The 8,046-nt window shown below is 70.6% G+C and carries 6 protein-coding genes; all 6 read left to right on the forward strand.

Annotated elements, in window-relative coordinates; all coding sequences use genetic code 11:
- The first annotated feature begins 230 nt into the window (after positions 1 to 230).
- On the forward strand, positions 231 to 3,032 hold the full coding sequence (ppc, locus tag V7067_RS08065; protein WP_334175376.1) for a phosphoenolpyruvate carboxylase: 2,802 nt from the start codon (positions 231 to 233) through the stop codon (positions 3,030 to 3,032).
- Between the two features lie 55 nt (positions 3,033 to 3,087).
- Positions 3,088 to 4,611, forward strand: coding sequence for a PAS domain S-box protein (locus tag V7067_RS08070; RefSeq protein ID WP_334175377.1), 1,524 nt, complete (start codon positions 3,088 to 3,090; stop codon positions 4,609 to 4,611).
- Entirely contained in the window at positions 4,601 to 5,260 is a 660-nt protein-coding gene (gene fixJ, locus V7067_RS08075; protein ID WP_334175378.1) for a response regulator FixJ, read from the forward strand. The genes V7067_RS08070 and fixJ overlap by 11 nt, the downstream gene beginning before the upstream one ends.
- A 201-nt stretch (positions 5,261 to 5,461) precedes the next feature.
- Positions 5,462 to 5,869 (forward strand): response regulator, encoded by a 408-nt coding sequence (locus V7067_RS08080; protein ID WP_334175379.1) that lies wholly within the window; start codon positions 5,462 to 5,464, stop codon positions 5,867 to 5,869.
- A gap of 286 nt (positions 5,870 to 6,155) precedes the next feature.
- Positions 6,156 to 7,082 (forward strand): damage-inducible protein, encoded by a 927-nt coding sequence (locus V7067_RS08085; RefSeq protein ID WP_334175380.1) that lies wholly within the window; start codon positions 6,156 to 6,158, stop codon positions 7,080 to 7,082.
- Positions 7,066 to 8,046 (forward strand): DNA polymerase Y family protein (locus V7067_RS08090; protein WP_334175381.1); only part of this gene is annotated, 981 nt, incomplete at its 3' end. The genes V7067_RS08085 and V7067_RS08090, both read left to right, overlap by 17 nt.

The raw sequence follows: 8,046 nt of genomic DNA on the forward strand, positions 1-8,046 counted from the left end.
GCCCGCTCTGTCGCTGTGTCTGCTCTTTCGCCCGCCTTCCCGTTCGCGTGCCGTCTGCCCGTCTGCCCGTCTGCCCGCCTGCCGCTTCGCCGTGCCCGTCGCCGTGCTGTGCCTGCCCTCCCGTTCCTGTTCCCGCCCCCGTTGCGGTCCGGCCGGTCTCCTGATCCCGCCGGCGCCTTTCACCGGCCGCCCCGTTTTCCGCCGTCCCGTGTTCCGGAGATTTTTCCACGATGTCGCAGCAACCGGTTTCGACGCTCAACGACCTCCATCAGGTGGGCGGACAGGAAGAGGAAAAGGCGCTGCGCGATACCATCCGCCGCCTCGGCAAGCTGCTGGGCGACACCGTGCGCGACCATCGCGGCGTGGCGATCTTCGACGTGGTGGAGCGCATCCGCCAGACCTCGGTCGCCTTCCACCGCTCCGACAACGAGGACGCCCGCGCCGAGCTTGAGGATCTGCTGTCGGCGCTGACCCCCGACGAGGCGGTGCCGATCGTGCGGGCCTTCGCCTATTTCTCCCATCTCGCCAACATCGCCGAGGATCAGCACAACATCCGCCGCCGGCGCGATCTGGCGCTGGCCGGCGCGCCGGCTGTGCAGGGCACGCTGGCGGAGGTGCTGGACCGGGCGCGCGAGGCGGGGCTGAAGGCGGCTGATATCCGCGCCTTCTTCGGCCGTGCGCTGGTCAGCCCCGTGCTGACGGCCCACCCGACCGAGGTGCGCCGCAAGAGCACCCTCGACCGCGAGCACGATATCGGCGCCATTCTGGCAGAGATGTCGCGCGTGTCGCTGACGCCGGCGGAACTGGCGGAGCGCAACGAGGCGCTGGAGCGGCAGGTGCTGACGCTGTGGCAGACCAACATGCTGCGCCAGAACAAGCTGACGGTGCGCGACGAGGTGGCGAACGGCATTTCCTATTACGGCACCACCTTTCTGGCCGCGGTGCCGGCGCTCTATGCCCGCCTTGAGGATGCGCTGGCGCGCATGGAGGGCAAGGATCCGGTGATGGTGCGCGATCGCGTCGCCCCGTTCCTGCGGATGGGCAGCTGGATCGGCGGCGACCGCGACGGCAACCCGTTCGTCACCGCCGAGGTGCTGCGCCAGACGGTGAACATGCACGCCCGCCGCGCCTTCCGTTTCTATCTGGACGAGCTGAACGTGCTGGGCACGGAGCTTTCGATTGCCGCCGACGTGGTGCCGGCAAGCGCGGAGCTGATGGCGCTGGCGCAGAGTTCGCCCGATCACTCGCCGCACCGGGCGGGCGAGCCCTATCGCCGTGCCATTGCCGGGCTCTATGCCCGCATCTGGGCAACCGCCGAGGCGCTCGACTGTCTGGAGGCCGGCCGTCCGCCGGCCGGTCCCGCACCGGTCTATGCCGATGCGCAGGCCTTCGCCGCCGATCTGGCCGTCATCGATGCCTCGCTGCGCGCCCATCAGGCCCGCGTGCTGGCCCGCGGCCGGCTCCGGACGCTGCGCCGGGCGGTGGACTGCTTCGGTTTCCATCTGGCGAGCCTCGATCTGCGGCAGAACTCGGCCGTGCACGAGCGCGTGGTGGCCGAGCTTTTCGAGGCGGTGCGCCCGGGCACGCACTATCTGGAGCTCGACGAGGCGGCGCGCATCGCGCTGCTGACGGACGAGCTGAAGACCGCCCGCCTGCTGTCCACCCCGTTCGTCGCCTACAGCGAGGAGACGGAGAAGGAACTGGCGATCTTCCGCACGGCGGCCGATGCCAAGGCCCGGTTCGGCCACTGGGTCATCCCCACCTGCATCATTTCCATGACGCAGGGCGTGTCCGATCTTCTGGAACTGGCGCTGCTGCTGAAGGAAGTCGGCATCGTGCGGGCCGACGGCACCTCGGGCGTGCATCTGGTGCCGCTGTTCGAAACCATTGAGGATCTGCGCAATTCGTCCGGGGTGATGGATGCGCTGCTGTCGCTGCCGGTCTACCGCGCGCTGGTGGCCTCGCGCGGGGACGAGCAGGAGGTGATGCTCGGCTATTCCGACAGCAACAAGGACGGCGGCTTCGTCACCTCCGGCTGGGAACTCTACAAGGCCGAGATCGGGCTGGTGGAGGTGTTTGCCCGCCACGGCGTGCGCATGCGCCTGTTCCACGGCCGCGGCGGCTCGGTCGGCCGCGGCGGCGGGCCGAGCTTCGATGCCATTCTGGCCCAGCCGGGCGGGGCGGTGGACGGGCAGATCCGCATCACCGAGCAGGGCGAGATCATCTCGTCCAAATATGCCAATGCCGAGGTGGGGCGCACCAACCTTGAGGTGCTGGCCGCCGCGACGCTGGATGCGAGCCTGCTGCAGCCGCGCGAGAGTGCGCCGGACCCGGCCTTCCTCGATGCCATGGAGGAGATCTCGGCCGCGGCGTTCGCCGCCTATCGCGGCCTCGTCTACGAGACGCCGGGTTTCGAGACCTATTTCTGGGAATCGACCGTCATCAACGAGATCGCCACCCTCAACATCGGTTCGCGGCCGGCGGCGCGGCGCAAGACGCGGCGCATCGAGGATCTGCGCGCCATTCCGTGGGTGTTCTCGTGGGCGCAGTGCCGGCTGATGCTGCCGGGCTGGTTCGGCTTCGGCAGCGCCATTGCGGCGTGGCTCAAGGCCAACCCGGAACGCGGCTATCCCTTCCTGCAGCAGATGTATCGTGCCTGGCCGTTCTTCCGCACCCAGCTTTCCAACATGGACATGGTGCTGGCGAAGAGTTCGCTGGCCATCGCCTCGCGCTATGCCGGCCTTGTGGAGGATGAGGACCTGCGCAACGCCATCTTCCCGCGCATCGAGGCGGAATGGCATGCCACGGTGGACGCGCTGAAGACCATCATGGGCCACGAGCGGCTGCTGGAGGATAATCCGCTGCTGGAACGCTCCATCCGCCAGCGTTTTCCCTACATGGATCCGCTCAACCATGTGCAGGTGGAGCTGCTGCGGCTGCACCGCTCCGGCAGCGAGAGCAATGCCAATGTCTTGACGGGCATCCAGCTGACCATCAACGGTATCTCGGCCGGGCTGCGCAACAGCGGCTGAGCCGGTCAGGGGAAGGGCGCGCCCTGCAGCACGCGTCGCAGGGCCCGGAGCAGGCATGTTCGCATCGAACGGGGCGGTGGCCGCCCGCATCGCCACCGGCGAGAAGAGACGGCGCCGGCGGCTGCGCGTGGTGTTCAACTATGCCATCGCCGTGCTGGCGCCGGTGGCGGCCCTCGGGCTTTCGGTGGCGATCGGCCGGCCCGACGACCATGCCATGGTGTTCCTGTTCCTCGGCGTGGCGGTGGTGGCGGCGGCCTGCCGCGGCTTCGGCCCGGCCATGGTCGGCATTCTCATCGCGCTGGCCGCCGGGCCCGGCTGGGTCAGCCGCCACGGCGGTTTCGGCGTGCCCGATGCTGCGGTGCTGACGGCGTTCGCCGTCGGCTGCGCGCTGACGCTGCGCCTCGGCCTGCGTCTGGAGGCCGAGCGGCGCATCGGGGCCGCCCGCACGCGCGAGCTGCTGGCCCGCGAGGCGCACCTGCAATCGATTCTCGATACCGTGCCGGAAGCCACCATCGTCATCGACGAAGCGGGCGTCATGCGGTCGTTCTCGCCGGCGGCGGTGGCGCTGTTCGGTTATCCGGCGCATCTGGCGGTGGGGCGCAACGTGTCGCTGCTGATGCCGGCCATGGAGCGCGGCCGCCACGACGGCTACCTGCAGCGCTATCTGGAAACCGGCGAGCGCCACATCATCGGCACCGGGCGGATCGTGACCGGGATGCGGGCTGACGGCTCGACCTTTCCCATGGAACTCACGGTCGGCGAGGCCCACTCGCCGGACGGCCGCTTCTTCACCGGCTTCGTGCGCGACCTGACCGAGCGGCAGCAGACGGAAGCCCGCCTGCGGGAACTGCAGACCGAACTCGTCCACATCTCGCGCCTGACCGCCATGGGCGAGATGGCCTCCACGCTGGCCCATGAGCTGAACCAGCCGCTGTCGGCCATTGCCAATTACCTGAAAGGCTCGCGCCGCATTCTGGAGGGCAACACCGACGCCCGCGCGCCGATGCTGCGCGATGCGCTGGACAAGGCGGCCGAGCAGGCGCTGCGGGCCGGCCAGATCATTCGCCGGCTGCGTGAATTCGTCGCGCGCGGGGAGAGCGAACGCCGGGTGGAAAATCTGGGCCGGCTGATCGACGAGGCCAGCGCGCTGGCGCTGGTGGGCGCCCGCGAACTGGATGTGCGCGTCCGTTTCGTGAACGAAGCGCCCGTCGATCTCGTGATGGTCGACAAGGTGCAGATCCAGCAGGTGCTGCTGAACCTCATTCGCAACGCGGTGGAGGCGATGAGCGGTTGCGCAAAGCGCGAACTTGTCGTCTACACCGGAGCGGCCGAGGAAGATATGATCGTCATCAAGGTTGCGGATACGGGCCCCGGTCTGGCACAGGAGGTCCGTGAGCATCTGTTTCAGCCGTTCGTAACCACCAAGCGCCATGGCATGGGTGTCGGTCTGTCGATTTCACGAACCATCGTCGAGGCCCACGGCGGGCGCATCTGGGCCGAGGCCAATGCCGGGGGCGGCACCGTGTTTGCGTTCACGCTGCGGGCTGTGATGTCGGAGGAGCTCGCCGATGAGTCATGAGAGCCTGAGCCGCGACGCGCCGGTCCATGTGATCGACGATGACGAGGCGGTGCGCGATTCGCTGTCTTTCCTTCTGGCGAGTGCGGGGCTCAATGTCGTGGCCCATGAATCGGCCACGGCCTTTCTGGAGATCCTGCCGCAGTTCTCCACCGAAACCGGCTGCGTCATCACCGACGTGCGCATGCCCGGCCTGTCGGGCATCGAGCTGCTGCAGCGCCTGAAGGCGATGGGTGTGGCGCTGCCCGTGATCGTGATCACCGGCCATGGCGATGTGCCGCTGGCGGTGGAGGCGATGAAGACCGGGGCGGTCGACTTTTTCGAGAAGCCGTTCGACGACGAGGCCCTGCTGTCGGCGGTGGAATCGGCGCTGAACCTCAATGAGCGCACCGTGCGCCGGCGGCTGGAGCAGGCGGAAATCGAGGAGCGGCTCGCCGCCCTCACCACCCGCGAGCGGCAGGTGCTGGACGGGCTGGTCGTCGGGCAGGTCAACAAGACCATTGCCTTCGACCTCGGCATCAGCCCGCGCACCGTGGAAATCTACCGCGCCAACGTGATGACGAAGATGCAGGCCGCCAGTCTGTCGGATCTGGTGCGCATGGCGCTGACCGCGGAGATCATTCCGCTGAACCGCGAGAGCCCGCACGGCTGAGACGCCGGCGGCGCGGGCCGCCCGTTGTGGCGCACAGGCAACAGCGCTGTCTCCGTCCCGGTGCCTGCCTTGCGGGCTTGACCTGAATCAAGGCAGAGGCGGCGGCGACGGCCCGATTGTCTGCACGATGGCGGCATGGTCACCGTCGTTGCAATGCAGGACCGACCCGAGGCGGGGGGCTGCGGGTCGAAGGAGCGCACCATGGCACTCAAGGGCAGCGTGGAGGGGGGCTCACGGCCGTCTGCGCAGCGGTCGGTCATCGTGGTCGATGACGATCAGGCCGTCTGTCATTCCCTGCGCTTCGCCCTTGAGATCGAGGGCTACCGGGTTCAGCTCTATTACAATGCCGACGCCGTTCTGGCGGCGCGCGGCGCCGCGGCCAGCGAGGCCTGTCTGGTGGTCGATTACCACCTGCCGGGCATGAACGGGCTGGATCTGGTGCAGCAGCTGCGCCGCCGGACCCCCGGTATGAACGCCATTCTCATCACCACCGGGCCGAGCGAGCGGGTGCGCACCGCGGCGGAAGATGCCGGTGTGGTGATCGTGGAAAAACCGCTGCTCGGCAACGCGCTGGCCGAGGCGATCCGCCACTCGTTCTGCGCTTCCTGAGGCGGCTGCCGGGCGGCTTTCCGCCCGCGCTCTTCCGTCGCCCCGTCCCGGCTTTTCCCTGTCGGCCCTGCCGCCTGCGCGCCGGGTTGTCGCCTGCAGCGACGACCCGTCATGGCTGCGCTGTGCCGGCTGCGCACCGTGGCCGGAGGCCGTGCGGAAGGGCGCCGGAAGCCCATTGACTCTCCCGTCTGAATCGGAACAGAAAGAGAACATGAACGGAGTTCGGGGATGATGATCCTCGAATCGGATTTTAATCCTTTTCGGGCAGCCGGACGGAGGAGAAGCCATGGCACAGGCGGCGCAGCCCGCGGCCCCGGCCGTTTCGCTGGCGGCTCTGCGGGCGGAGGTGCGGGCGCTGGAGGGCCGGCCGGACAGCGGCGGGCGGCTCGCCTTCGGCATCGCGGAAATCGACCGCCGGCTGCCGGGGGGAGGCCTGCCGCTCGGTGCCCTGCATGAAGTGGAGGGCGGCGGGGCCGACCGGGCGGCCGGCGCGGCAGCGGTGCTGTTCGTGGCCGGCATTCTCGCCCGCCGCGGCGGGGCGGTGCTGTGGTGCGTGGAGCGCTGCGATCTCTATGCCCCGGCGCTGGCGGCCGTCGGGCTCGATCCCGCCCGCCTCATCGTGGCGGAGGCGGGCGGGGCGGTGCTGGCGGCGATGGAGGAGGGGCTGCGCCACGGCGGTCTTGCCGGTGTGGTGGGGGAAAGCGGACGGCTGGATCTGACCGCCTCCCGCCGCCTGTCGCTGGCCGCGGAAGCGGCCGGCACGCCGGCCTTCGTGCTGCGCCGGCGCCGTTTTGCGGCCGGCGGCGGCACGCCCCGCGGGCGGGGCGAAGAACCGGCCGCCGCACCGACGGCTGCGGCCACCCGCTGGCAGGTGGCGCCGCTGCCCTCCGGTCTTCCGGCGGTTCTGGCGCGGGCGGGCGATGGCGGCCGCACCGGCCTTGCCCGTCCGCTCTGGCATCTCTTCCTGACCCGCTGCCGTAACGGCGAGCCGGGAGGCTTCGTTGTGGAGGCGTGCGATGACGAAGGACACCTTGCCCCCGGCCCCGCTTCAGTTTCTCTCCCCGCAGCCGCCCCTCTCTCCGCCGCGGGGGCGGGCGCGCCGGATCGTCGTGCTGGCCCTGCCGCAGTGGGCGATCGAGCGCCGCGGCCGCGCGGCCGCATCGTCGCCTTCCCCGGAGCGGGACGGCCGGGCGCTGGTGCTGGCCGCCTCTGAAGGCCGCCGCCGCATCGTGACCGCGCTCAACGGGCCGGCGCGGGCGGCGGGGCTGAAGGCCGGCATGGCGCTGTCCCATGCCCGGGCGCTGGTGCCGGACGTGATCGTTGAGGAGGCCGACCCGGCCGGCGACGAGGCCGCACTGGTCCGCCTCGCGCTGTGGGCCGGGCGCCATTACAGCCCCGTGGTCGGCACAGCCCTGCCGGCGGGCCTCATCATCGAGGCCACGGGCGTGGCCCATCTCTTTTCCGGCGAGGCTGCCCTGCTGGACGATATGGCCGGCCGGCTGGCCCGCAACGGCTTTTCCGCCGTTGCCGCCATGGCCGGCACGGTGGGGGCGGCCCATGCCCGGGCCTGGTTCGGTGCCGGCGGGGCGGTGCGGCTGGTGGCGCCCGGCGGGGAGGCGGCCGCGGTTGCCCCGCTGCCGCTTGCCGCCCTGCGGCTCGATGCGGAAACCGTGGCCGCGCTCGCCCGCCTCGGCTTCCGCACCATCGGCGATCTGGCCGCCACGCCGCGGGCGCCGCTGGTGCGCCGGTTCGGCCCGCTGGTGGGGCGCCGGCTCGATCAGGCGCTCGGCCTTGCCGGCGAACCGGTCTGCCCGGTCACGGCGGCGGCGGCGGTTTCCGTCTCCCGCCGGCTGGCCGAGCCGATCGCCACGGCGGCCCAGATCGCGGCGCTGACGGCGCTGCTGGTGCAGGCGCTGTGCGGGCGTCTGGCCGTTGCCGGGCTGGGGGCGCGGCAGCTCGACCTGCTGTTCGAGCGGGTCGACGGGGCGGTGGAGGCGGTGCGCATCGGCACCGCGCAGCCGACCCGCGACGGCGCCCATCTCCTCCGCCTGCTGGGTGAGCGGCTCGGGACGCTGGAGCCCGGCTTCGGCTTTTCCGCCGGCCGGCTCGTCGCCGTGCGCGCCGACCGTTTCGCCGGCGAGCAGAAGGCGGCGGCGTTCGGCGGCGAGGAGACCGGC

It is taken from the genome of Pseudoxanthobacter sp. (assembly GCF_036822375.1).
Classification (GTDB): Bacteria; Pseudomonadota; Alphaproteobacteria; order Rhizobiales; family Segnochrobactraceae; genus Pseudoxanthobacter.

Excerpts from the sequence above, each read along its gene's own strand:
- ppc (WP_334175376.1), top strand. The coding sequence starts at position 231 with ATGTCGCAGCAACCGGTTTCGACGCTCAACGACCTCCATCAGGTGGGC.
- V7067_RS08070 (WP_334175377.1), top strand. The coding sequence starts at position 3,088 with ATGTTCGCATCGAACGGGGCGGTGGCCGCCCGCATCGCCACCGGCGAG.
- fixJ (WP_334175378.1), top strand. The coding sequence starts at position 4,601 with ATGAGTCATGAGAGCCTGAGCCGCGACGCGCCGGTCCATGTGATCGAC.
- V7067_RS08080 (WP_334175379.1), top strand. The coding sequence starts at position 5,462 with ATGGCACTCAAGGGCAGCGTGGAGGGGGGCTCACGGCCGTCTGCGCAG.
- V7067_RS08085 (WP_334175380.1), top strand. The coding sequence starts at position 6,156 with ATGGCACAGGCGGCGCAGCCCGCGGCCCCGGCCGTTTCGCTGGCGGCT.